Origin of the sequence: Salmonella sp. 32082101201600294FB01SM01 (assembly GCF_017572865.1) — a bacterium.
In the GTDB taxonomy this organism is placed as follows: Bacteria; Pseudomonadota; Gammaproteobacteria; order Enterobacterales; family Enterobacteriaceae; genus Salmonella; species Salmonella enterica.
The window spans coordinates 88,676-112,027 of record NZ_JAGESB010000006.1; the positions used below are offsets into that span (position 1 = coordinate 88,676).

General features: G+C 53.1%; 24 protein-coding genes. 10 read left to right on the forward strand and 14 right to left on the reverse strand.

All coding sequences use genetic code 11. The features are described 5' to 3' along the window. Nucleotides 1-43: 43 nt before the first annotated feature. The 7 genes from lsrA to J4645_RS20510 all read left to right on the forward strand — a co-directional run bounded on the left by lsrA (nucleotide 44) and on the right by J4645_RS20510 (nucleotide 6,716). On the forward strand, nucleotides 44-1,579 hold the full coding sequence (lsrA, locus tag J4645_RS20480; RefSeq protein ID WP_001167248.1) for an autoinducer 2 ABC transporter ATP-binding protein LsrA: 1,536 nt from the start codon (nucleotides 44-46) through the stop codon (nucleotides 1,577-1,579). Then, the gene (gene lsrC, locus J4645_RS20485; RefSeq protein WP_000911133.1) at nucleotides 1,573-2,616 is read left to right on the forward strand and encodes an autoinducer 2 ABC transporter permease LsrC; all 1,044 of its coding nucleotides are present in this window, start codon (nucleotides 1,573-1,575) and stop codon (nucleotides 2,614-2,616) included. The genes lsrA and lsrC overlap by 7 nt, the downstream gene beginning before the upstream one ends. Next, a complete protein-coding gene (lsrD, locus tag J4645_RS20490) occupies nucleotides 2,613-3,614 on the forward strand; it encodes an autoinducer 2 ABC transporter permease LsrD (RefSeq protein ID WP_000981826.1) in 1,002 nt (333 codons plus the stop codon). Before lsrC ends, lsrD begins: the two co-directional genes overlap by 4 nt. A 28-nt stretch (nucleotides 3,615-3,642) precedes the next feature. Further along, a complete protein-coding gene (lsrB, locus tag J4645_RS20495; protein WP_023208341.1) occupies nucleotides 3,643-4,665 on the forward strand; it encodes an autoinducer 2 ABC transporter substrate-binding protein LsrB in 1,023 nt (340 codons plus the stop codon). 28 nt (nucleotides 4,666-4,693) lie between these two features. Further along, nucleotides 4,694-5,569: a 3-hydroxy-5-phosphonooxypentane-2,4-dione thiolase gene (lsrF, locus tag J4645_RS20500; RefSeq protein ID WP_000774146.1), complete on the forward strand. Its 876-nt coding sequence runs from the start codon at nucleotides 4,694-4,696 to the stop codon at nucleotides 5,567-5,569. An 82-nt stretch (nucleotides 5,570-5,651) separates the two neighbouring features. Continuing rightward, nucleotides 5,652-5,942 carry a (4S)-4-hydroxy-5-phosphonooxypentane-2,3-dione isomerase gene (gene lsrG, locus J4645_RS20505; protein WP_023214537.1) on the forward strand — a complete coding sequence of 97 codons (291 nt, stop codon included), beginning with the start codon at nucleotides 5,652-5,654 and terminating at the stop codon, nucleotides 5,940-5,942. A 9-nt stretch (nucleotides 5,943-5,951) separates the two neighbouring features. Continuing rightward, complete coding sequence (locus J4645_RS20510; RefSeq protein WP_023137067.1) at nucleotides 5,952-6,716, forward strand: epimerase; 765 nt, start codon at nucleotides 5,952-5,954, stop codon at nucleotides 6,714-6,716. A 91-nt stretch (nucleotides 6,717-6,807) separates the two neighbouring features. On the opposite strand, the gene tpiA is transcribed toward J4645_RS20510, so the two are convergent. Next, the gene (gene tpiA / locus J4645_RS20515) at nucleotides 6,808-7,575 is read right to left on the reverse strand and encodes a triose-phosphate isomerase (protein ID WP_001216339.1); all 768 of its coding nucleotides are present in this window, start codon (nucleotides 7,573-7,575) and stop codon (nucleotides 6,808-6,810) included. Nucleotides 7,576-7,687: 112 nt separating this feature from the next. Next, nucleotides 7,688-8,284, reverse strand: coding sequence for a YiiQ family protein (locus tag J4645_RS20520; RefSeq protein ID WP_000802241.1), 597 nt, complete (start codon nucleotides 8,282-8,284; stop codon nucleotides 7,688-7,690). A gap of 100 nt (nucleotides 8,285-8,384) precedes the next feature. Here J4645_RS20520 and J4645_RS20525 point away from each other — a divergent pair, with 100 nt between their 5' ends. Continuing rightward, nucleotides 8,385-8,813 carry a DUF805 domain-containing protein gene (locus J4645_RS20525; protein ID WP_000155238.1) on the forward strand — a complete coding sequence of 143 codons (429 nt, stop codon included), beginning with the start codon at nucleotides 8,385-8,387 and terminating at the stop codon, nucleotides 8,811-8,813. A 109-nt stretch (nucleotides 8,814-8,922) separates the two neighbouring features. Here the strand turns inward: J4645_RS20525 and fpr are convergent, their stop codons facing one another. The 4 genes from fpr to J4645_RS20545 form a co-directional block, all read right to left on the reverse strand. Continuing rightward, complete coding sequence (gene fpr / locus J4645_RS20530; protein WP_000796304.1) at nucleotides 8,923-9,669, reverse strand: ferredoxin--NADP(+) reductase; 747 nt, start codon at nucleotides 9,667-9,669, stop codon at nucleotides 8,923-8,925. A gap of 96 nt (nucleotides 9,670-9,765) precedes the next feature. Further along, the gene (gene glpX / locus J4645_RS20535) at nucleotides 9,766-10,776 is read right to left on the reverse strand and encodes a class II fructose-bisphosphatase (protein WP_001250624.1); all 1,011 of its coding nucleotides are present in this window, start codon (nucleotides 10,774-10,776) and stop codon (nucleotides 9,766-9,768) included. A gap of 111 nt (nucleotides 10,777-10,887) precedes the next feature. Continuing rightward, nucleotides 10,888-12,396: a glycerol kinase GlpK gene (glpK, locus tag J4645_RS20540; RefSeq protein WP_001523753.1), complete on the reverse strand. Its 1,509-nt coding sequence runs from the start codon at nucleotides 12,394-12,396 to the stop codon at nucleotides 10,888-10,890. 20 nt (nucleotides 12,397-12,416) lie between these two features. Beyond that, nucleotides 12,417-13,262, reverse strand: coding sequence for an MIP/aquaporin family protein (locus J4645_RS20545; protein WP_000084285.1), 846 nt, complete (start codon nucleotides 13,260-13,262; stop codon nucleotides 12,417-12,419). 398 nt (nucleotides 13,263-13,660) lie between these two features. Here J4645_RS20545 and zapB point away from each other — a divergent pair, with 398 nt between their 5' ends. Then, nucleotides 13,661-13,900: a septal ring assembly protein ZapB gene (zapB, locus tag J4645_RS20550; protein WP_000051370.1), complete on the forward strand. Its 240-nt coding sequence runs from the start codon at nucleotides 13,661-13,663 to the stop codon at nucleotides 13,898-13,900. A 221-nt stretch (nucleotides 13,901-14,121) separates the two neighbouring features. Here zapB and rraA read toward each other — a convergent pair whose 3' ends face one another. From rraA to priA, 7 genes are all read right to left on the reverse strand, one after another. Then, nucleotides 14,122-14,607 (reverse strand): ribonuclease E activity regulator RraA, encoded by a 486-nt coding sequence (gene rraA, locus J4645_RS20555; protein ID WP_000872918.1) that lies wholly within the window; start codon nucleotides 14,605-14,607, stop codon nucleotides 14,122-14,124. A 92-nt stretch (nucleotides 14,608-14,699) separates the two neighbouring features. Beyond that, nucleotides 14,700-15,629, reverse strand: coding sequence for a 1,4-dihydroxy-2-naphthoate polyprenyltransferase (gene menA, locus J4645_RS20560; protein ID WP_000139639.1), 930 nt, complete (start codon nucleotides 15,627-15,629; stop codon nucleotides 14,700-14,702). A gap of 66 nt (nucleotides 15,630-15,695) precedes the next feature. Further along, on the reverse strand, nucleotides 15,696-17,027 hold the full coding sequence (gene hslU / locus J4645_RS20565) for an HslU--HslV peptidase ATPase subunit (protein WP_001293360.1): 1,332 nt from the start codon (nucleotides 17,025-17,027) through the stop codon (nucleotides 15,696-15,698). Nucleotides 17,028-17,036: 9 nt separating this feature from the next. Then, nucleotides 17,037-17,567: an ATP-dependent protease subunit HslV gene (hslV, locus tag J4645_RS20570; RefSeq protein ID WP_000208240.1), complete on the reverse strand. Its 531-nt coding sequence runs from the start codon at nucleotides 17,565-17,567 to the stop codon at nucleotides 17,037-17,039. Nucleotides 17,568-17,658: 91 nt separating this feature from the next. Next, nucleotides 17,659-18,633 (reverse strand): cell division protein FtsN, encoded by a 975-nt coding sequence (gene ftsN / locus J4645_RS20575; protein WP_023377031.1) that lies wholly within the window; start codon nucleotides 18,631-18,633, stop codon nucleotides 17,659-17,661. 93 nt (nucleotides 18,634-18,726) lie between these two features. After that, nucleotides 18,727-19,752, reverse strand: a complete 1,026-nt coding sequence (gene cytR / locus J4645_RS20580; RefSeq protein WP_000841337.1) for a DNA-binding transcriptional regulator CytR — start codon at nucleotides 19,750-19,752, stop codon at nucleotides 18,727-18,729. 154 nt (nucleotides 19,753-19,906) lie between these two features. After that, nucleotides 19,907-22,105, reverse strand: coding sequence for a primosomal protein N' (priA, locus tag J4645_RS20585; protein ID WP_023214539.1), 2,199 nt, complete (start codon nucleotides 22,103-22,105; stop codon nucleotides 19,907-19,909). A gap of 203 nt (nucleotides 22,106-22,308) precedes the next feature. On the opposite strand from priA, the gene rpmE reads away from it, so the two are divergent. Further along, a complete protein-coding gene (gene rpmE / locus J4645_RS20590; protein WP_000715284.1) occupies nucleotides 22,309-22,521 on the forward strand; it encodes a 50S ribosomal protein L31 in 213 nt (70 codons plus the stop codon). Between the two features lie 44 nt (nucleotides 22,522-22,565). Here the strand turns inward: rpmE and J4645_RS20595 are convergent, their stop codons facing one another. Then, nucleotides 22,566-23,228, reverse strand: coding sequence for a TIGR02117 family protein (locus J4645_RS20595; protein WP_023214540.1), 663 nt, complete (start codon nucleotides 23,226-23,228; stop codon nucleotides 22,566-22,568). Nucleotides 23,229-23,352: the final 124 nt, after the last annotated feature.

The following is a 23,352-nucleotide window of genomic DNA, read 5'->3' on the forward strand; positions in this document are numbered from 1 at the left end:
TTTGTTCAGTCCCGTCAGTCAACATTGAGGGAGCGGAGGCAACATGCAAATCAGTCACAATACTGCATCCCCTCTGATTTGTGTGCAGAACATTTATAAAAGTTATTCCGGCGTCGAAGTACTAAAGGGAATTGACTTTACTCTGCATGCGGGAGAGGTGCACGCATTGCTTGGCGGCAATGGTGCGGGTAAATCAACATTAATGAAGATTATTGCCGGTATAGTCCCGCCAGATGGAGGGACTATCGATATTGCTGGTGTGCGTTGCAGTCATTTAACGCCTCTGAAGGCGCACCAGTATGGCATTTACCTGGTTCCCCAGGAGCCTCTGTTATTTCCGAGTTTATCTGTGCGGGAAAATATCTTGTTTGGCTTGCAGGGACGTCAGGCCTCCACGGAAAAAATGCAGCAGCTATTAAAGGCGATGGGATGCCAACTCGATCCGGCGAGCGCTGCGGGTACGCTTGATGTTGCAGACCGCCAGATCGTTGAAATTATGCGCGGCTTGATGCGCGACTCGCGAATCTTAATTCTTGATGAGCCCACGGCGTCGTTAACGCCAGCCGAAACTGACCGGTTATTTACGCGTCTGCAAGAGTTGCTGAAAAAAGGGGTCGGAATTGTATTTATTTCTCATAAGCTGCCAGAAATTAGACAGTTAGCTCACTGCGTTAGCGTGATGCGTGACGGTAAAATCGCATTATTCGGAAAAACGCATGACCTTTCTACCGACGAGATTATTCAAGCTATCACCCCGGCAACGCAGGGCGTCAGTCTTTCCGCGAATCAAAAGTTGTGGCTGGAATTGCCTGGCAGCCGCCCGCAGAACGAACGCGGCGCGACGGTATTAGCGCTGGAGTCGCTGACGGGCGAAGGTTTTATGAATATCAACCTTGAGGTGCGGGCAGGTGAAATACTTGGTCTGGCCGGGTTGGTCGGCGCGGGACGCACAGAACTGGCTGAAACGCTGTACGGTATTAGACCGGTCAATGCGGGGCGGATGCTGTTCAATGGTGAAGAAATTAACGCCCTGACAACCCAACAGCGGTTGCAGCTCGGCCTGGTCTATTTGCCGGAAGATCGGCAGTCATCCGGGCTGTATCTTGACGCTTCCCTGGCATGGAATGTCTGTTCGCTGACCCACAACCAAAAAGGATTTTGGATAAAGCCCCAGCGGGATAACGCCACTCTTGAACGTTACCACCGCGCGTTAAATATCAAACTCAATAATGCCGAACAGGCGGCGCGTACTTTATCCGGCGGTAACCAGCAAAAAGTATTGATTGCTAAATGCCTGGAAGCCTCTCCGCAATTACTGATTGTCGATGAACCGACCCGCGGTGTCGATGTCTCCGCCCGCAGCGATATTTATCAGCTGTTGCGCAGTATCGCGCAACAAAATGTCGCAGTGCTGTTTATTTCCTCCGATCTGGAAGAGATAGAGCAGATGGCCGATCGCGTATATGTCATGCACCAGGGGGAACTGGGGGGGCCTGCGTTATGCGGCGAGGAAATTAACGTTGATACCATCATGCACGTTGCGTTTGGCGAACATGGTGCGTCGGAGGCAACATGTTGAAATTCATCCAAAATAATCGGGAAGCGACGGCACTGCTGGCAATAGTCTGTTTATTCGTGTTTCCTGGCGCGCTGGATAGCCAGTATTTGAGCGTGCAAACGCTGACAATGGTTTTCAGTAGCGCGCAAATTTTGATGCTGTTGGCAATTGGCGCGACGATGGTAATGCTCACCCGCAATATTGATGTATCGGTGGGCTCGACGACAGGAATGTGCGCGGTATTGCTGGGAGTGATGTTAAACGCCGGCTATAGCCTGCCGGTCGCCTGCCTGGCCACACTAATATTAGGAATTGTCGCCGGATTTTTTAATGGCGTACTGGTTGCCTGGTTGAAGATACCCGCCATTGTCGCCACGCTGGGAACGCTGGGCTTGTATCGTGGGATCATGCTGCTATGGACAGGGGGAAAATGGATTGAAGGATTACCCGCAGGCTTAAAGCAACTCTCTGCTCCGGTGTTTCTGGGAATTTCCGCAATCGGCTGGTTTACCCTGGTGTTAGCGCTGCTTATGGCCTGGCTCCTGGCGAAAACCGCCTTTGGCCGCAATTTTTACGCCACCGGCGATAACCTGCAGGGCGCCCGGCAATTGGGTGTCCGTACCGAGATGGTACGCATCATGGCATTTTCACTTAATGGCGGTATGGCGGCATTGGCTGGAATCGTGTTTGCCTCGCAGATTGGCTTCATTCCCAATCAAACCGGCACGGGGCTGGAAATGAAAGCCATCGCGGCCTGCGTATTGGGGGGAATTAGCCTGTTAGGCGGGTCAGGCACGGTCATCGGCGCTATTCTCGGCGCTTATTTTCTTACGCAAATCGATAGTGTGTTAGTGCTGCTGCGCATCCCCGCCTGGTGGAACGATTTTATTGCTGGCCTGGTATTGTTGGGCGTACTGGTATTCGATGGGCGGCTGCGTTGCGCATTACAACGCAATCTGCGCCGCCAGAAATATGCCCGTTTTATATCACCACCCACTCCACTACAGGCGGAAGCAAAAACGCACGCACAACAGAATAAAAACAAAGAGGTGGCATGATGAATCCATGGCGACGCTATAGCTGGGAAATTGCGCTGGCAGCCTTATTGATCTTTGAAATTCTGGCTTTCGGTCTGATTAATCCACGTTTATTAGATATTAATGTCTTACTTTTTAGCACTAGCGATTTTATTTGTATCGGTATTGTCGCTTTGCCGCTAACAATGGTTATTGTCAGCGGTGGCATGGATATTTCATTTGGTTCTACAATCGGGCTATGCGCGATTACCCTGGGTGTGCTGTTTCAGCTCGGTATGCCGCTACCTTTAGCGATTATTATTACCCTACTACTCGGCGCAATATGTGGGCTGATAAATGCCGGACTTATTATTTATACCGGCGTAAACCCGTTGGTGATTACCCTGGGAACCATGTATTTATTTGGTGGTAGCGCATTATTGTTATCTGGTATGGCTGGCGCCACGGGTTATGAAGGTATTGGTGGATTTCCCACAGCGTTCACTGACTTTGCCAATATTTCATTTCTTGGTATTCCCATGCCGCTTATTTTTTTTCTTGTGTGCTGTCTGTTTTTCTGGCTGCTCATGCATCGCACGCATATGGGACGCAACGTTTTTCTGATTGGCCAGAGCGCCCGTGTCGCGCAGTACAGCGCGATCCCAGTGAATCGCACGTTGTATACCGTGTATGCCATGACCGGATGCGCCTCTGCTATCGCCGCCGTATTACTGGTTTCTTACTTTGGCTCCGCACGTTCGGATCTGGGCGCCTCTTTCCTGATGCCGGCCATTACGGCGGTTGTGCTGGGAGGCGCCAATATTTATGGCGGCTCCGGGTCGATTATGGGGTCCGCGTTGGCGGCGCTGCTGGTGGGATTTTTACAGCAGGGGCTACAGATGGCCGGAGTGCCGAATCAAATTTCCAGCGCATTGTCCGGTGCGCTTCTCATTGTTGTTGTCGTTGGTCGTTCCGTCAGTTTGCATCGTCACCAAATCCTTGAATGGTACTCACGCCGTCGCAATGCGCATCAGGCATGATTTCCTTTTGAAATTTATGGAGAAAAAAATGGCAAGACACAGCATTAAAATGATCGCCTTACTCACTGCGTTTGGTCTGGCATCTGCGGTAATGACCGTGCAGGCGGCAGAGCGGATTGCTTTTATTCCCAAACTGGTTGGCGTGGGCTTTTTTACCAGCGGCGGTAATGGCGCGCAGGAAGCGGGAAAAGCGCTGGGCATTGACGTAACTTACGATGGCCCTACAGAGCCCAGCGTCTCAGGCCAGGTTCAACTGGTGAATAACTTTGTCAATCAGGGGTATGACGCCATTATCGTTTCTGCCGTTTCGCCTGATGGCCTGTGCCCGGCGTTGAAGCGGGCAATGCAAAGAGGCGTGAAAATATTAACCTGGGATTCCGATACCAAGCCGGAGTGCCGCTCTTACTATATCAATCAAGGGACGCCAAAACAGCTCGGCAGCATGCTGGTAGAGATGGCCGATCATCAGGTGGACAAAGAGAAAGCGAAAGTCGCTTTCTTCTATTCCAGCCCAACGGTGACCGACCAGAACCAGTGGGTAAAAGAAGCTAAAGCCAAAATTAGCCAGGAACATCCGGGGTGGGAGATAGTCACTACCCAGTTTGGCTATAACGATGCCACGAAATCGCTCCAGACGGCGGAAGGTATCATCAAAGCGTATCCCGATCTGGATGCCATCATCGCGCCTGACGCTAACGCTTTACCTGCTGCGGCACAGGCGGCGGAGAACCTTAAACGCAATAATCTCGCGATTGTTGGTTTTAGTACGCCGAATGTAATGCGCCCTTATGTTCAGCGCGGCACTGTTAAAGAGTTTGGCCTGTGGGATGTCGTCCAACAGGGAAAAATTTCCGTATATGTCGCCAACGCGTTGCTGAAAAATATGCCAATGAATGTCGGTGATTCACTGGATATTCCCGGCATCGGCAAAGTCACCGTTTCACCTAATAGTGAGCAGGGATATCACTATGAGGCAAAAGGTAACGGCATTGTGTTATTGCCGGAGCGTGTCATTTTCAACAAAGACAATATCGACAAATATGATTTCTGATAACTGTTATGTATCGACGGAGTAAAGAATGGCTGATTTAGATGATATTAAAGATGGCAAAGATTTTCACACCGATAAACCACAAACTAACACTTTGTTCGCATTAAAAGGCTGTGGCGCGCTGGATTGGGGAATGCAGTCCAGACTGGCGAGGATTTTTAATCCCAAGACCAGAAAAACGGTCATGCTGGCCTTTGACCATGGATATTTCCAGGGGCCGACAACCGGACTTGAGCGTATTGATATCAATATTGCGCCGCTCTTTGAATATGCTGATGTCTTAATGTGTACTCGCGGCATATTACGCAGTGTGGTACCTCCGGCAATTAATAAACCAGTCGTTTTACGCGCGTCCGGGGCGAATTCTATTCTCACTGAATTAAGCAATGAGGCGGTTGCGGTGGCGATGGATGACGCTGTGCGGTTGAATAGCTGTGCTGCTGCCGCACAGGTTTATATTGGTAGTGAGCATGAACATCAGTCGATTAAAAATATTATTCAACTGATTGATGCCGGGTTACGCGTCGGGATGCCAATAATGGCAGTGACCGGAGTGGGTAAAGATATGGCTCGCGACCAGCGTTATTTTTCACTGGCAACGCGTATCGCTGCGGAAATGGGGGCGCAAATTATCAAAACGTATTATGTCGATAAAGGTTTTGAGCGTATTGCGGCAGGTTGTCCGGTGCCGATTGTCATCGCCGGCGGTAAAAAACTGCCTGAACGTGAAGCATTGGAAATGTGCTATCAGGCGATTGACCAGGGGGCTTCTGGCGTAGATATGGGGCGTAATATATTCCAGTCAGAAGATCCGGTAGCCATGATTAAAGCGGTACATGCTGTCGTTCATCATAACGAAACAGCAGAGCGTGCTTATGAGCTTTTTTTGAGTGAGAAAGGTTAAATGAGATCGCTTCCCCATCTTTTACCGATGCGAGGAGATGGGGATGACTGTTATTTTATTTGGAATAATCAGGGGGTTAATGATGCACGTTACGCTGGTTGAAATTAACGTTCATGATGACAAGGTTGAACAATTTATCGATGTTTTTCGGCAAAATCATCTGGGCTCAATTAAAGAGCCGGGTAACTTGCGTTTTGATGTTCTGCAGGATCCGCAGGTGCCTACGCGATTTTATATTTATGAAGCCTACGTTGATGAACAGGCCGTCGCTTTTCATAAGTCAACGCCACACTATAAAACTTGCGTGGAGCAGCTTGAACCGTTGATGACCGGTCCGCGGACAAAAAAAGTTTTTATGGGTTTGATGCCTTAAGGAGCGCTCATGAACAGCCAGTTTGCCGGATTAACGCGCGAAGCATGTGTGGCATTGTTAGCGTCATATCCGCTTAGTGTGGGTATTCTGGCAGGGCAGTGGATTGCGTTGCATCGCTATCTGCAACAGTTGGAAGCGTTAAACCAGCCGCTGTTGCATTTGGATTTGATGGATGGTCAATTTTGCCCGCAGTTTACCGTTGGGCCATGGGCAGTTGGGCAACTGCCGCAAACCTTTATCAAAGATGTTCATTTGATGGTAGCGGATCAATGGACGGCGGCGCAAGCCTGCGTGAAGGCGGGCGCACACTGCATCACGCTTCAGGCTGAAGGCGATATTCATCTGCATCATACGCTAAGCTGGCTTGGTCAGCAGACCGTGCCCGTTATCGGCGGTGAAATGCCGGTGATCCGGGGGATTAGTTTATGCCCGGCAACGCCTCTGGATGTCATTATCCCCATTCTGAGCGACATCGAGGTTATTCAACTACTGGCAGTGAACCCTGGATACGGCAGTAAAATGCGCTCCAGTGATTTGCACGAGCGCGTGGCGCAGCTTCTCTGTCTACTTGGTGATAAACGCGAAGGTAAAATTATCGTTATTGATGGGTCGTTAACGCAGGATCAATTGCCTTCGCTGATTGCACAGGGCATCGATCGTGTTGTTTCTGGTAGTGCGTTATTTCGTGATGATCGGCTGGTTGAGAATACGCGGAGCTGGAGGGCGATGTTTAAGGTTGCCGGGGATACTACTTTCTTACCCTCCACAGCATAAATGCCGGATGGCGGCTTTACCTTATCAGGCCTACATAAGCACTCGGCTGGTAGGCCTGATAAGCGCAGCGCCATCAGACATTGATTGGCAATTAAGCCTGTTTAGCAGCTTCTGCTGCTTTCACGATCACGGCGAAGGCGTCAGCTTTCAGAGAAGCGCCGCCTACCAGCGCGCCGTCGATGTCCGGCTGCGCGAACAGTTCGGCTGCGTTGGAGGCATTAACAGAACCGCCGTACTGGATAATAACCTGTTCAGCGATTTTCGCGTCAGCTTTAGCAATGTGGTCACGGATGAATTTGTGCACTGCCTGCGCCTGCGCAGGAGTTGCAGATTTGCCGGTACCGATCGCCCATACGGGTTCGTAAGCGATAACCGCGCCTTCAAAGGCTGCCGCGCCCTGCGTTTTCAGTACCGCGTCGATCTGGCGTGCGCACACTTCTTCTGTTTTGCCCGCTTCGTTTTCCGCTTCGGTTTCACCGATGCACAGTACCGGCGTCAGACCTTGTTCTTTCAGTACGGCGAATTTTTTGGCGATCAGCTCGTCAGATTCTTTGTGATAAGTACGACGCTCGGAGTGGCCGATAATAATGTACTGCGCGCCGATATCCTTCAGCATTTCAGCCGAAGTTTCACCGGTGAATGCGCCAGACAGATTCAGATCAACGTTCTGCGCGCCCAGCATGATGTGGCTGCCGGCAGCAGCGCGTTTCGCCAGATCGATATACATTTCCGGCGGAGCGATTGCCACGTCGCAGCCTGCTACGCCCGTCAGTTCTTTACGCAGGTTAGCCACCAGTTCGTTTACCATGTGGCGGCTGCCGTTCAGTTTCCAGTTACCCATCACTAAAGGATGTCGCATTTCATTTCTCCACGCTTAGTCAGCGAATTAAGGAAGATGGCCGCTCGTCAGAGCAGCATGGTCTGTGAAACAGTATAGAGATTCATCCCCGGAAAGGCTTTGCTTTTTGTCATCAATTCGCCCCTTCCAGATTTTCAGATAACGCCAGCTTAATCGGTTCAACCGCGAAGGTCAGCCCCTTTTCGCCGTTATCTGCGACAACATAACGTACCGCGCCTTCGGTCTCGGCGTAATAGTGTTTACCTTTACCGGCGATAAGCATCTTTTGTAGTTTTTTCTGGCTTTGCTCTTTTGTCAGTAACGGGGCGACAGTGCGAATAATGGCGGCCATATATTCCAGCGCTTTCGCTTTCGCCGCTTTCTGTTCCGGCCCCTGAATGGGCAGCCAGGTAATCTGCATACTTTTCACTTTGAGCGTACCGCGCTCCAGCGCCGTGGAGGCATACAGATTTTCGTTAATCTTACTGGCGGCGCGGGTCAGATTCGCCTTATCGCGGCTATTCTCAATGGCGCGAAATTCATTGAGCGGCAGATCGGGATTCTGACGGTTAAAGTTCTCACGAAACTGGCTAATAGAAAGATCAAAGGTTGGCGAGCCCGCCAGCAAATAGGGCGCTGTCGTGGTCGATGAAGAGAGCTGCGCGTGCGCCGTTATGCTGGCGGTGAGAGCAGAAAACAACAGTAAAAACAGAGTACATCCTGGCTTCATCAATCTTACCTTTCGTTAGGACTGCTCACGATTAAAACGATAACTGTCGGGCTTGTCAAAAGGGTAAACTGTAGCGGAAGGCAAAATATAAGGAACTTACATGACCATACAGCAATGGTTATTCTCATTTAAAGGGCGTATCGGACGCCGTGATTTCTGGATTTGGATCGGCCTCTGGTTTGCCGGGATGCTGGCGCTATTTTCGCTGGCGGGGAAAAATCTGCTTGATATCCAAACGGCGGCATTTTGCCTGGTGTGCCTGCTGTGGCCGACCGCCGCCGTCATGGTCAAACGTCTGCATGACCGGGGACGCTCCGGCGCGTGGGCGTTGCTAATGATTCTGGCGTGGATGCTGCTGGCCGGAAACTGGGTGATGCTGCCGGGGATGTGGCAGTGGGTCGTCGGGCGATTTATTCCGACGCTGATCCTGGTGATGATGCTTATCGATCTGGGCGCGTTTGTCGGTGTTCAGGGGGAAAATAAGTTTGGGAAAGCGACACAGGACGTGAAGTTTAAAGCAGAATCGTAAACGGGCGGTAAACCGTAATTTGCCCGGTGGTACTGACGCTTACCGGGCCCACAGATTGGTGATGATTTGCAGGAGGCCGGATAAGCCCCAGCCGCCATTCGGTAAAACATCACCAGTAATGTTCAGCCGTCATCTGCCCCGGTCGGCGGCGCAGATGTTTAGTCATCTGTCGGGTCTCTTTCAGCAGTTGCTGCGTATCGCGCACCATCTGCGGGTTACCGCACAGCATGACGTGGCTGGTCTCTTTATCCATCGGCAACCCAACGGCTTTTTCCAGCTCGCCGTTTTCAATGAGCGCTGGCACGCGTCCGGTAAGCGAGCCTGGCACGCTCTCCCGGCTGACCACCGTTTGGATGCGCAGCTTGCCTTCATAACGCTGTTGCAGTTCCAGCATTAGCGGCAGATAGCTTAAATCGGCGGCGAAGCGTGCGGCGTGGACCAAGACCAGATTTTTAAAGCGCGCGACATCCTGGCCATATTGCAGAATAGACAAATACGGGCCAATAGCGGTTCCGGTTGCCAGCATCCATAGCGTCTCGCAGTCAGGCACTTCATCCAGTACAAAGAAACCCGACGCGTCGCTGACCACTTGCACCTCATCGCCAGGTTTTAGCGCTGCCAGCCGCGGGCTGAGCTTTCCTTGCGGAACCGTCACCAGATAAAACTCTAAATTCGGATTGTCAGGTGCATTCACATAGGAATACGCGCGCTGAACGCGCTCGCCATCGATCTCCAGTCCGAGTTTGGTAAATTGGCCTGCAGTAAAAGGATTAATGGGGGCGTGAACGGTCAGGCTGAACAGTGCGTCAGTCCAGTTTTGCACCTTAGTGACTTTACCTGTTACCCAATCGGCCATGGTTTTCTCCTGTTCTGAATCGCTAACCTTATCTTCGTTCGTCAGGAGAAAGATTTCCAGCCCCGCGAGGCTGGAAGGCTCTAACTAACAAATGCGCTAGAGGATATGTGCCTGTACATCCGGATCTTTACGATCAAGATAGTGGATCGACTGAATGCGGCGGATAGTGCGTGATTTGCCGCGGATCAGCAGTGTTTCCGTCGTGGCAATATGGCCTTTCCGGCTAATTCCTTCCAGCAGATCGCCTTTCGTGATGCCGGTCGCGGAGAAAATAACGTTATCGCTACGCGCCATGTCGCCCAGGCATAACGCCTTGCCCGCTTCAATGCCCATTGCTTTGCAGCGCGCCAGTTCCTGTTCGCCAATGCGGCGGTTTTCTTCGCTGTCGCCTTTCACGTCATGGCGCGCCAGCAGACGCCCCTGCATATCGCCGTCCAGCGCGCGGATCACCGCTGCGGATACCACGCCTTCTGGTGCGCCGCCAATCCCGTACAGCACGTCGACTTCGCTATCCGGCATACAGGTCAGAATTGAGGCCGCGACGTCGCCGTCAGGAATGGCAAACACGCGTACGCCCAGTTTGGCCATCTCTGCGATGACCTCGTCATGACGCGGTTTTGCCAGAATGGTCACGGTCAGATCGCCAAGCGGTTTACCCAGCGCATCCGCGATGTTGCGCAGGTTATCCGCCAGCGGCAGATTGAGATCGATCGCCCCTTTGGCGCCCGGACCGACAATCAGTTTTTCCATATACATATCGGGCGCGTTCAGGAAGCAGCCTTTATCGCCGACCGCCAGCACCGCCAGCGCGTTCGCCTGACCCATCGCCGTCATGCGCGTGCCCTCAATCGGATCGACGGCGATATCTACCGCATCGCCGTGGCCGGTACCGACTTTCTCGCCGATATAGAGCATCGGGGCCTCGTCGATTTCGCCTTCGCCAATCACGATGGTGCCGTCAATGTTGACCTGGTTGAGCATGATACGCATGGCGTTGACCGCCGCGCCGTCCGCGGTATTTTTATCGCCGCGTCCCAGCCATTTGTAGCCAGCCAGCGCCGCCGCTTCGGTTACACGGGAAAATTCGATGGCAAGTTCTCGTCTCATAAAAAACTCGTAGCAAAAAGGAGTGGCGCGCAGTGTAGCACAGGGGAAGGAGGGAATAATTGATGTGTGTGCGGAGTTGCCCCCGCACAAAGATTTTGCCGGATGGCGACCTTACTTGTCGTGCTCTTCCCACGCCATTGCGCGTTTAACCGCTTTCTTCCAGCCGCTGTAACGGTAGTTACGCTCGGTGGTTTCAATGCCGGGGCGGAATTCTCGTTCAATGACGGCTTTTTCCTGCAACTCGTCCAGATTCTGCCAGTAACCGACGGCCAGACCAGCCAGATAGGCGGCGCCCAGCGCGGTCACTTCGCGCACTTCCGGGCGTTCCACCCGCGTGCCGAGAATATCTGACTGGAACTGCATCAGGAAGTTGTTGGCTACTGCGCCGCCGTCCACACGCAAAGCATGAAGGCGGATACCGGAGTCGGCCTGCATCGCTTCCAGTACGTCGCGGGTCTGGTAAGCGATAGATTCGAGCGTCGCGCGGATAATGTGATTAGAGTTCACGCCGCGAGTCAGGCCAAAAATGGCGCCGCGGGCATACGGGTCCCAGTACGGCGCGCCCAGACCGGTGAAGGCCGGAACCACGTAGACGCCGTTGGTATCTTTCACTTTCGTGGCGAAATATTCGGAGTCGAACGCGTCGCTGATGAGCTTCATTTCATCACGCAGCCATTGAATGGACGCTCCCGCCATAAACACCGCGCCTTCCAGCGCATAGTTGACTTCGCCGCTTGGGCCGCAGGCGATGGTGGTCAGCAGGCCGTTTTCCGATTTTACCGCTTTCTCGCCGGTGTTCATCAGCATAAAGCAGCCGGTGCCGTAGGTGTTCTTTGCCATTCCTTCCTTTACGCACAGTTGGCCGAATAGCGCGGCCTGCTGATCCCCGGCAATCCCGGCGATAGGAATACGTGTACCGCCTTTACCGCCAATATTGGTCTGGCCGTAGACTTCGGAGGACTTACGTACCTGGGGCAGCATCGCGCGTGGGATATCCAGCACGTCCAGCATCTTATCGTCCCAGTCCAAATCATGGATGTTGAACAGCATGGTTCGTGAGGCGTTGGTGTAATCCGTAACGTGGACGCGGCCCTGCGTCATCTTCCAGATAAGCCAGGTATCCACCGTACCGAACAGCAGCTCGCCACGCTTCGCGCGTTCGCGCGAACCTTCCACATGGTCAAGGATCCATTTCACTTTAGTGCCAGAGAAGTACGGGTCGACGACCAGACCGGTATTGTCGCGGATGTAATCTTCCATGCCGTCGCGTTTAAGCTGTTCGCAAATATCGGCGGTACGACGGCACTGCCAGACAATAGCGTTGTATATCGGTTTGCCGGTTTCACGTTCCCAGACGATCGCGGTTTCACGTTGGTTGGTGATACCGATAGCGGCAATCTGATCGGAACTGATATCGGCCTTGGCCAGCACTTCTACCAGCGTTGAGCTTTGGGACGCCCAAATTTCCATCGGGTCGTGTTCTACCCAGCCTGGCTTAGGATAAATTTGCTCAAATTCACGCTGTGATACGCTGACGATATTCGCGTCATGATCCATAACGACCGCGCGGGAGCTGGTGGTACCCTGGTCGAGCGCAACGATATATTTTTTTTCAGTCATAATTTTGTCCCGTAATCAGATTACAGCGAAGCATTTTGTTGTGTGGTCGCGGTGGAGTCCTTCTCTTCCACGACGCAGGTATCGCACGGCAAATGACGGCCAATAAATTTGCGATAAGCAAACGCGCCCAGAATGGCGCCGACGATGGGGCCAAACAGCGGCACCAGGAAGTAAGGAATGTCTCTACCGCCGGTAAATGCAATTTCACCCCAACCGGCAAGCCCGGCGAACATTTTGGGGCCAAAGTCACGCGCCGGATTCATCGCAAACCCGGTCAACGGCCCCATAGAGGCACCGATAACGGCGATCAGTAAACCAATGAGCAGTGGCGCAAGCGGACCGCGAGGTACGCCGTTGCCGTCGTCGGTCAGCGCCAGAATCAGCCCCATCAGAATAGCGGTAATCACCATTTCAACCGCGAAGGCCTGCACAAAATTGATATGAGGATTCGGGTAAGTTGAGAAAATGCCTGCGAGATCGAGACTTTCAACGCTGCCACGGACGATATGGTGGGTTTGTTCGAAGTCCACAAAAAGATTGTAATAAAGCCCGTAAACTAACGCCGCTGCGCAAAAGGCGCCGGCAACTTGAGAAATAATAAAAGGAACAACTTTACGTTTGTCGAAACAGGCAAATAGCCAGAGTGCGATGGTCACTGCCGGGTTCAGGTGTGCGCCAGAAACACCTGCCGTCAGGTAGATAGCCATCGCCACCCCCAGACCCCAGATGACGCTGATTTCCCACTGTCCAAAAGTAGCTCCGGCAACTTTAAGCGCAGCGACACAACCCACACCGAAAAAAATCAACAACCCGGTACCGAGGAATTCAGCAATGCACTGGCCTTTTAAGGTTGATGTTTGACTCATAATCGGATCCTGAAGAGTATGTAATGATTATTGGTATGCGAGGAGGTCATGGACATCCACGATGCCCTGTAGGCACACTGTTAATTTATCGTTAACGAGCAAAAACGAGAAATATCGAAATCAAAATGTGTGTACTGCGTCAATAAAATGAGCGTTATCGCGCCATGAGGCGCATTTTGAGACAGCAGAAGAGAGTGAATTGAATCATTTCATTAACCAATATGTTAACACTTTTAAGTTATTGAATGAATGTTACCAGGAGATGGATGAAAATTGCTGCAAACCGCGATCTACGCGGTATGTCGCTGGACAGCGAGAGCGGGGCTTCATACAATCGACACTATATATTGTGCGCGTTTACGTGAAGCGTCGCCTTGCAATTCAGGAGAGGTAAGATCATGTCTTTAGAAGTGTTTGAGAAACTGGAAGCAAAAGTACAGCAGGCGATTGACACCATCACCCTGTTACAGATGGAAATTGAAGAGCTGAAAGAAAAGAACAACAGCCTGACGCAGGAAGTGCAGTCTGCACAGCATCAGCGTGAAGAACTCGAGCGTGAAAATAATTCTCTGAAGGAACAGCAGAGCGGCTGGCAGGAACGTTTGCAGGCGCTGCTTGGTCGTATGGAAGAAGTCTAATCCTCGTCATATTTCACGTTATGGCGGCGTTGGCTGCGTGCGTTCACCCCAGTCACATAGTGGCCTATGCTCCTGGGGATTCACTTACTTGCCGCCTTGCCCTGACGCGAAATCTATAGAGGATTTAGAATGCGGATACCGGTGGGTCGGATAAGGCGTAAGCTGCCATCCGGCAATCAGCGACAACGCATAAAAAAGGCGCCTTACGGCGCCTTTTTTGATCACTCGATATCAAGCGGGTCTTCGGAAAGGATAATCCCGGTGTTGTCGGCATAGAGATGATCGCCGGAGAAGAACGTCACGCCGCCGAAATTGACGCGCACATCGCTTTCCCCAATGCCTTCACCTGCGGCGCCAACCGGAATGGCGGCGATCGCCTGAATGCCGATATCCAGCTCTTCCAGATCGTCCACCTGACGCACCGCGCCATAGATAACCAGCCCTTCCCATTCATTTTGCGTAGCCAGACGCGCCAGCTCCGCATCGACTAATGCACGACGGACAGAACCGCCGCCATCGACCAGCAGAACCCGACCACGGCCATTTTGTTCGAGCAGATCGTACAGCAACCCGTTGTCCTCGAAACATTTTACCGTGATAATTTGTCCGCCAAACGACGACCGTCCTCCAAAATTGGAGAACAGCGGTTCCACGACGTTGACATCTTCCTGATAGATGTCACAAAGCTCGGAAGTATCGTATTTCATAGGCTTAACGTTCAGTTGCTGCGAGAATTTTTAGTATATCGCGCTAAGTATACTGTTGGCAAAATCATCAATTGTTAATTGATATTTGTCAGTTAAACGGCCCACTGACTTAAGAGTATCCCAATCACAAATAACAGGTTGGTTAACAACGCGCCTTTAACGGTACGTTCAAGCATTGGGCGCATTGCCGCAGGCTCCCTTTCGCGCATTACGTAGCGCGCTTGTTTAATGAGCAATGGCGCGGCCAGAATAAACAACCATCCCCACGGACTGTGTAGCGAGAGCAGATTAAACAGCGCCAGACAGAGCAGCGCGCCTAGCAACAGGCAGGCGTGATAACGACGCGCGTTGACATCGCCGAGTCGTACCACAAGGGTGTTTTTGCCGTTCTCTCTGTCGCTATTAATATCGCGCAGGTTATTAATATTCAGCACCGCCGTCGCCAGTAAACCGCAGGCGGTGGCCGGGAGAATTAGCGCCGGAATCAACGTATGCGCCTGGAGGTACCAGCTCCCCATGACACTTAGCCAGCCAAAGAATACCAGGACAGAGATATCACCCAGCCCGATATAACCGTAGGGCCGATTACCCACGGTGTAGGTGATGGCGGCGATAATCGACAGCCCGCCCAAAATCAGGAAGCCGACAAAATCGGTTAACGTATGGCACGCGACCGCCACCAGCGCCAGTCCGGAGATACAGATCAGCACGACGGTAATGATTAACGCCCGCTTCATCTCCTGCCGGGTGATGACGCCTTTTTGCATCCCCCGCAGCGGCCCGATGCGATCCGGTTTATCACTGCCTTTGACAGCGTCGCCGTAATCGTTGGCGAGGTTGGATAAAATTTGCAGCAGCCCGGCGGTGATAAGGGCCAGCAGTGCGACCAGAGGATCGAAATAGCCTTGCCACCATGCCAGGGCCGTACCGACGATAATCGCCGCAAAGGCGAGGGGTAAGGTTTTGGGTCGTAAGCTTTCCAGCCAGGCCTGGGTGCGGCTAATTTGTTGTTGTTCAGTCATATTTAGCGCCAATAAAAATGGGGCTTTTCAGCCCCATCAACAGTGATGAAAATGCATTGGACGCGATTATAAGATAAAACGGCTTAGATCTTCATCTGCGACCAGCGCATCCAGATGTTTGCTCACATATTCCGCATCAATTGTGATGTTTTGGCCGTGCAGATCGCTGGCGTTATAGGAAATCTCTTCCATCAGACGCTCCAGTACGGTATGCAGACGGCGCGCGCCGATGTTTTCGGTGGTTTCGTTAACCTGCCAGGCGGCTTCGGCAATACGTTTAATACCGGAATCGGTGAACTCGATATTGACGCCTTCAGTTGCCATCAGCGCTTTATACTGCACGGTGACGGAGGCGTTTGGCTCGGTCAAAATGCGTTCGAAATCGCTGGTGGTCAGCGCCTGAAGTTCAACGCGAATCGGCAGACGGCCCTGCAGTTCCGGGATCAGATCAGACGGCTTCGCCACCTGGAACGCGCCAGAGGCGATAAACAGAATATGATCCGTTTTGACCATCCCGTGTTTGGTCGAAACCGTGCAGCCTTCTACCAGCGGCAGTAAGTCGCGCTGTACGCCTTCGCGTGAAACATCCGGGCCGGAGGTTTCGCCACGCTTACAAATTTTGTCAATTTCATCGATAAACACGATGCCGTGCTGTTCAACCGCGTCGATAGCGTCCTGTTTCAGCTCTTCCGGGTTGACCAGCTTAGCAGCCTCTTCTTCAACCAACAGTTTCATCGCGTCTTTAATTTTCAGCTTACGCGGTTTCTGTTTCTGACCGCCCAGGTTCTGGAACATAGACTGCAACTGGCTGGTCATCTCTTCCATGCCCGGAGGTGCCATAATCTCTACGCCCATCGGCGCGGCGGCGAGGTTAATCTCGATCTCTTTATCGTCGAGCTGGCCTTCGCGCAGTTTTTTGCGGAACGTTTGACGGGCGGCAGAAGGCTCCTGCTGCTGTTCGGCCTGGCCCCAGTTATTTTTTGCGGGTGGGATCAGTACGTCGAGAATACGTTCTTCCGCCAACTCTTCCGCACGGTAGCGGTTTTTCTCGATAGCCTGTACGCGAACCATTTTCACAGCGGCATCGGTCAGATCGCGGATGATAGAGTCCACTTCTTTCCCGACGTAGCCCACTTCGGTGAATTTGGTGGCTTCGACTTTAATGAACGGCGCGTTGGCGAGTTTCGCCAGACGACGGGCGATTTCGGTTTTACCGACGCCGGTCGGGCCAATCATCAGAATATTTTTCGGCGTTACTTCGTGGCGCAGCTCTTCATCAAGCTGCATACGACGCCAGCGGTTACGCAATGCAATCGCCACGGAACGCTTTGCGTTATCCTGGCCGATAATGTGTTTGTTCAGTTCGCTGACAATTTCGCGTGGGGTCATTTCAGACATGAGAGGTCCTTACGCTTTGGCGGTCAATTCTTCAATGGTGTGGAAATGGTTGGTGTAAATGCAGATATCGCCTGCAATATCCAACGCCTTTTCAGCAATTTCGCGCGCGCCGAGCTCGGTATTTTCCAACAGAGCGCGAGCGGCAGCCTGGGCATAAGGACCGCCGGAGCCGATAGCAATTAAATCGTTTTCAGGTTGCACGACATCGCCGTTACCCGTGATGATGAGCGAGGCGGTTTCATCCGCGACGGCCAGCAACGCTTCCAGTTTGCGTAGCATACGGTCGGTACGCCAGTCTTTCGCCAGTTCAACGGCGGCTTTGACCAGGTGCCCCTGATGCATTTCCAGTTTACGTTCAAACAGCTCGAACAGCGTGAATGCATCCGCAGTACCGCCCGCAAAGCCCGCAATGACCTTGTCGTTGTAGAGGCGGCGGACTTTCTTCACGTTGCCTTTCATTACTGTGTTACCCAGTGTGGCCTGACCATCACCGGCGATTACCACGTGGCCGTTACGGCGTACGCTTACTATTGTTGTCACGAGCAGACCCCTTGGTTACTAATGCTGAATTGCGGCCCCGTACGGCGTACGGGGCATAATGCAAGTATAGATGGGGGAGATTTTGAGGGTTTCAACCCCCGGTGGCGAGTCGAATGCAGTTTGTATGGCCCGCCATCTTCAGACGGTTAATGGTGCTGTCGGCATTTTCTTTACCTTTCACCGGCCCGATAACCACGCGATTCCAGCCGTTATTGGTGGTAATTTTGGAGTCAAAGCCTTCAAACGCCAGCTGAGCGCGGACGCTTTCTGCCTGCTCGGCGCCTTTGAATGAACCACATTGCACCATCCAGCGACGTTCATCTTTTTTCTCTGCTGTCGCCTTCGGCGCTTCAGGCGCGCGCGTAATTGGCGCGGCTTTCGGCGCTGCCGCGCTGGTATGCGCCGGCGTTTGCAGCAAATCCTGATAAGGTTGCTGCGAGGCCGTCTGCTTCGGCGGCTGACTTTGGCGCGCGGGTTGCGCCGGGGCGGACTGTACCGTGCGTGTTTGCGACTGCTCGTTTACCCGCGGCTGCGTACGTGGTTGCTGAACAGGCTGCGTTTGAGCCCACTGCTGCTGCTGCGCCTGACGCTGGCGCTGTAGCGTTTGCTGGCGTTGTTCTGGCGTTTGCTCGTTCCACGGCACTTCGTTAAGTTGCGTTGGCTGCTGACGCATATCCGCCTGCATCTGCTCCAGGAGTTGACGCTGTTCGCTGGTGAGCTGATTCGGATTCATGACTTCGCCGCCGGCGGACGGTTCCGTTGGCGTACGCACGCCCGGCTGGCGACTTTCCAGCTCTTTGATGTAACGCCAGCGCTCTTCCGGTTTTGGCGGAAGCCCATTGCCGGTGACTTTCTGGTTTTGTAGCGTTTCGGACTCTTCTTTCTTATGGTGAGTAATGAAGTACAGACCGCCGATAAAGGTCACAAGGACGGCTGCCGCAATCGCGACCATTGCCGGCGAGACGGCAGGTATGTTGCTTTGCTTCTTCCGTGAGTTCCGTGAGGTGCTCTTTTTGCGCCGCGAAGGAGCCGGTTGGCCGCGACGTACATAATCTCGTTGTGCCACTATCGTTTCGCTGTATTTATTCGTTCGTCAGCCCGTCATGTTACTGAAGCGGCGGGCCTTTGACCAGACAGGTGAGTCTTAAAGCTATTTACTTTAGGGTAAAGCGCGCGTAGAACCGCGAATAATCAGCTCGCAATCCATTAAACGCGAGCCGCTGCTCACATTTTGCCCCTGCATCTGATCGAGCAACAGCAGCATCGCCTCGCGACCAATGTCAAAACGCGGCTGCGCCACGGTTGTCAACGGAGGGTCGCAAAACTCGGCCAGCGCGATATTGTCAAAGCCGATAATCGACAGATCGTCAGGCACTTTCAGACCCTGGCGCTTGGCCCAGGAGAGGGCGCCCAGCGCCATTACGTCGCTATGACAAAAGACGGCGGTAGGCGGCAACGGTTGCTCAAGCAACTGCTTTAATGCGTTTGCCCCGGCTTCAAAGGTAAAGTCGCCACGGGCGATGTAATGCGGATCGACCACAATGCCACTGCGTCTTAATGCCTGTACGTAACCTTGTAAGCGATAGTGACAGAGCGGCATATCTTCCGGCCCCGCAATACAACCAATCCGCTTGTGGCCCAAATCCAACAGGTAGTTCATGGCATTGAACGCGGCGGTGAGGTTATCGATATGTACCGTCGGCAGTTCAAGCTCCGGCGCAAACTCATTCGACATCACCATCGGAGGCAAATTGCGCTGCTCCTCAACGCTGGCGTCAAAGGGCAGTCGGGAACTGAGAAGTACCATGCCGTCGATCTGTTTGGTGATGATGAGATTAAGAAAGGTTTTTTCTTTCTGGTTTTGATGGGCGCAATCGCCAATCAGCACCAGATACCCCTGTTCTGCCGCGGTCACTTCGATACCGCGGATAATTTCACTGAAGAAGGGATCGCAAATATCCGGGACAATCACCAGAATCGTACGGGATTCATTGCGTTTTACATTTCGCCCCATCGACTGCGGGAAATAACCCACTTCAAGCGCGGCCTGTTCAACCCGGCTACGGGTCGACTGGGAGACTTTATCGGGGTTCATTAACGCGCGGGATACGGTTGCCGTAGAGACTTTCGCCTTCAACGCAACATCCTTCATCGTAGCGGCAGTAACCTGCTTGTTCGATTTCACTCTTTCTCCTCGCCTGGGAACTGCTGGCGCAGATCTATCCCTGGTAACACTCATCGAAAACATTTTTATCAGATAGTGCGTGGAAGCGGTTACAGAATTTTCATAAAAAGTGTGATGGATCTTTAATTTTACGATCCGCCTCGCATCGTGAGGACTATCCTTCAATCGGATCGACGTCCAGAACCCATTTAACTTTCCGCGCTTCAGGGAGCGTATTGATCAACGCCAGCGTGCCGCTGATGATGTGTTGCAGGCGAATCCGTGAAGGATGCTGAAGTAAAATTTGCCAGCGATAGCGGCCGCCGCGTTTTGGCGCGAGGGCCGGAACCGGACCTAAGATCCACAGCTTATCGTCTGATAGCGGGCTGGCCTGAATCAGATTACGCAACTGCTGGAGAAAGACGGGCGCCTGCTGATTGTTGTGATCCTCTGCGCGAATAATGACGTGGCTGGTCCACGGTGGAAGCAGGAGCGTTTGCCGTTCCGCCAGCGCCTGTTCCGCAAACGCATCATAGCCTTTATACAGTAACGTTTGCAGCAGGGGATGCTCAGGATGGTGCGTTTGGAGCACCACTTCGCCCTGTTTGCCCGCGCGCCCGGCGCGGCCGGAAACCTGAGTGTAGAGCTGGGCAAAGCGTTCCGCCGAACGAAAATCTGCGGAAAAAAGCGCGCCATCGACGTCCAGCAACGCTACCAGCGTGACGTCCGGAAAGTGATGGCCTTTCGCCAGCATTTGTGTGCCTATCAGAATGCGCGCTCCGCCGCGGTGAACTTCCGCCAGATGCTGCTCCAGCGCGCCTTTACGACTGGTGGTATCACGGTCGATTCGTGAGATCGGCACGCCGGGGAAGAAGGGCGCCAGCACCTGCTCCAGTTGTTCCGTCCCTAACCCAACCGGTAGCATATGTGTGGAGCCGCAGGAGGGGCACTGACGCGGTACCGGACGCTGGCTGTCGCAGTGATGACAGCGTAAATGATGCTGCGCCTGGTGCAGCGTGTAGTAGTGATCGCAACGCGGGCACTCCGCAATCCAGCCGCAGTCGTGGCAAAGCAGCGCGGGCGCGAATCCCCGGCGGTTAAGAAATAAAATTACCTGATTGTCGGCCTGGAGATGTTGGCGCATACGGGCGATAAGGGCGGGCGCCAGTCCCGCCTGAAGACGCTGGCCTTTTAAATCCAGTACATGCTGCAGGGCTGGGCGGGCGTTGCCTGCGCGCCGCGTCAGACGCAGCATCCGGTATTTTTTCTGCCGCACGTTGCATAGCGTTTCCAGGGCTGGGGTGGCGGAGCCGAGAATAATCGGGATCTGTTCGCTATGGGCGCGATACACAGCCAAATCGCGGGCATGGTAGCGCCACCCTTCCTGCTGTTTATAAGAGCTGTCGTGCTCTTCGTCGATGACAATCACGCCAAGATTTTTAAACGGCGTAAACAGCGAGGAGCGCGTGCCGATGACAATCGCCGCTTCGCCGTTTTTCGCTTTCAGCCATGCCGAAAGACGCTCGCTGTCGTTTAGCCCGGAATGCAGCACTTCCACCGGCGCGTTAAAACGTTCGCGAAAACGGGCGATCGTTTGCGGCGTCAGGCCGATTTCCGGCACCATCACCAGCGCCTGTTTGCCCTGGGCGAGGACGTTTTCCAGTACGCTCAGATACACTTCGGTCTTGCCGGAACCGGTTACGCCTGCCAGCAACCAGGCGGAGAAACCGTCCGACGCGCTGTGAATCGCGCCGACTGCTGTCGCCTGTTCGGTATTCAGCCGCAGGCGCTCTCCTGTGACGGCATAATGCTCCCGCCAGTCGGTAAACGCGGGCGTTTCACTGGCAAGCTCACAAAGCCCCTTACGCCGCAGCGTTTGCAGCGTGGCGTCAGTAAAATCAAGCTCGGCTACCTGATAGCGCCAGATCTTTCCTTGCCGCAGCGCCGCCAACGCCTGTTGTTGTTTGGCGGAGCGTTTCAGGCTGTTGATGTCGACGGCTTGCCCCTCTTCGGTGGCGAACCAATACCATAGGGGCGCGTTGCTGGCTGGTTTTCCCTGACGCAATAAAACCGGCAGAGCGTGAAACAGAACGTCGCCGAGGGGATGGTGGTAGTAATCCGCCGCCCAGAGGAGTAAGCGCCAGATGGAGGGAGAAAAGATTGGCTCGTTATCCAGGATTTCAATGACCGATTTTAATTCATCGAGCGGCAATTCGCTGTGGTCGCTAACCGAGACGACAATGCCTACGCGCTCTTGCTGCTTGCCGAACGGCACGCGCACGCGGCACCCGGCTTTGGCGACCCCGCCTTCCGGCAGCAGGTAATCAAAGGTTCGGGGAAGCGGAACGGGCAAGGCAACGTGCGCGACGGACATAGCATCTTCCTGACTTGAAATTTCGTCGGGTAGTATACACATTACGATAAGGGAGCGCGGATCAGTTTGCATACGGTGGTCAAATTCTGTATGATTCGCCGCCTTTGGTGCGTGTTGTGAGCATCAAACCCTTTACTATTAACTTCGCGTGGTGTCTGGCGTTAGGGCTGGAAGAGCGACGCGGCCTTACACTGAGGTTCCCCATGAAAAAAGGTATTCACCCGAATTACGTAGAAATTACTGCAACCTGTTCTTGCGGTAATGTTATCAAAACCCACTCTACCGTGGGTCACGACCTGAACCTGGACGTGTGCGGCAAATGCCACCCGTTCTTCACTGGTAAGCAGCGTGTTGTTGATACCGGTGGTCGTGTTGAGCGCTTCAACAAGCGCTTCAGCATCCCTGGCAGCAAATAAGTTACCGCCAGAAAAAAAGCGCCGCAGGGCGCTTTTTTTGTTTTCTAGGGATAACAGTATTTGTTCAGACACATTCTGTGATCCGTAATCGCTTTCATTACGCTTCCTGCCGTGAGTTTTAACGAAGGATTTATAGTCAGTCCCGCGCTTTCCAGCCCCTTCGCTGTCCATTTATTGCAGGTATTGAGTATGCCGTAGCGGCCATTCGCGGCGTAAAACTGGCTATCGCCGTAAACTCCTTGTTTTAACGGAATCAGATTACCCTCTGCGTCACGCGCAAAGCTGCGGCCCAGATAACGCATCAGACTGTTACGCTGGTTTGTGTGCAGGAGCAGTGATTTTATCTCGCTACCGGCGAAATAGCGTTCTGGTTTACCGGAAAAGGCGACGATGTGCATAACCGCGCCGGATGACCAGAACATGGCCTGGAGCGTAAGCGCGGTGGTTATTTCTTGTGACTGATAAAAGCCCTTATCTCCCCAGCCGATTTCATACCACTGCGTCTCCTGAGCGAACCGTTTTTTAAGCTGTGGCAGAACGGTATTAACATCATGGGCCGGCGCAATAATTCCCGTGTGCCAGCCATGACTGACGATATAGATTTCCGTCGGGGAGGGATGTCCGCCTGTCGTAGGTTTTACGGCTTGTGGAAAGGTTGTGCAGCCATATAGCAATAAACTTAACCAGGCGATAAAGAGATTTTTCATGACATATCACCAGTAAAGGCGCGGTATGTTGTGGCGTTTGTCTAATGACGCAGCGCTTATCGGGTCGGTACCGGATTGGTAATCCATTGATATTTTTACATTCCTCTTCGAGGGTAATAAGGTG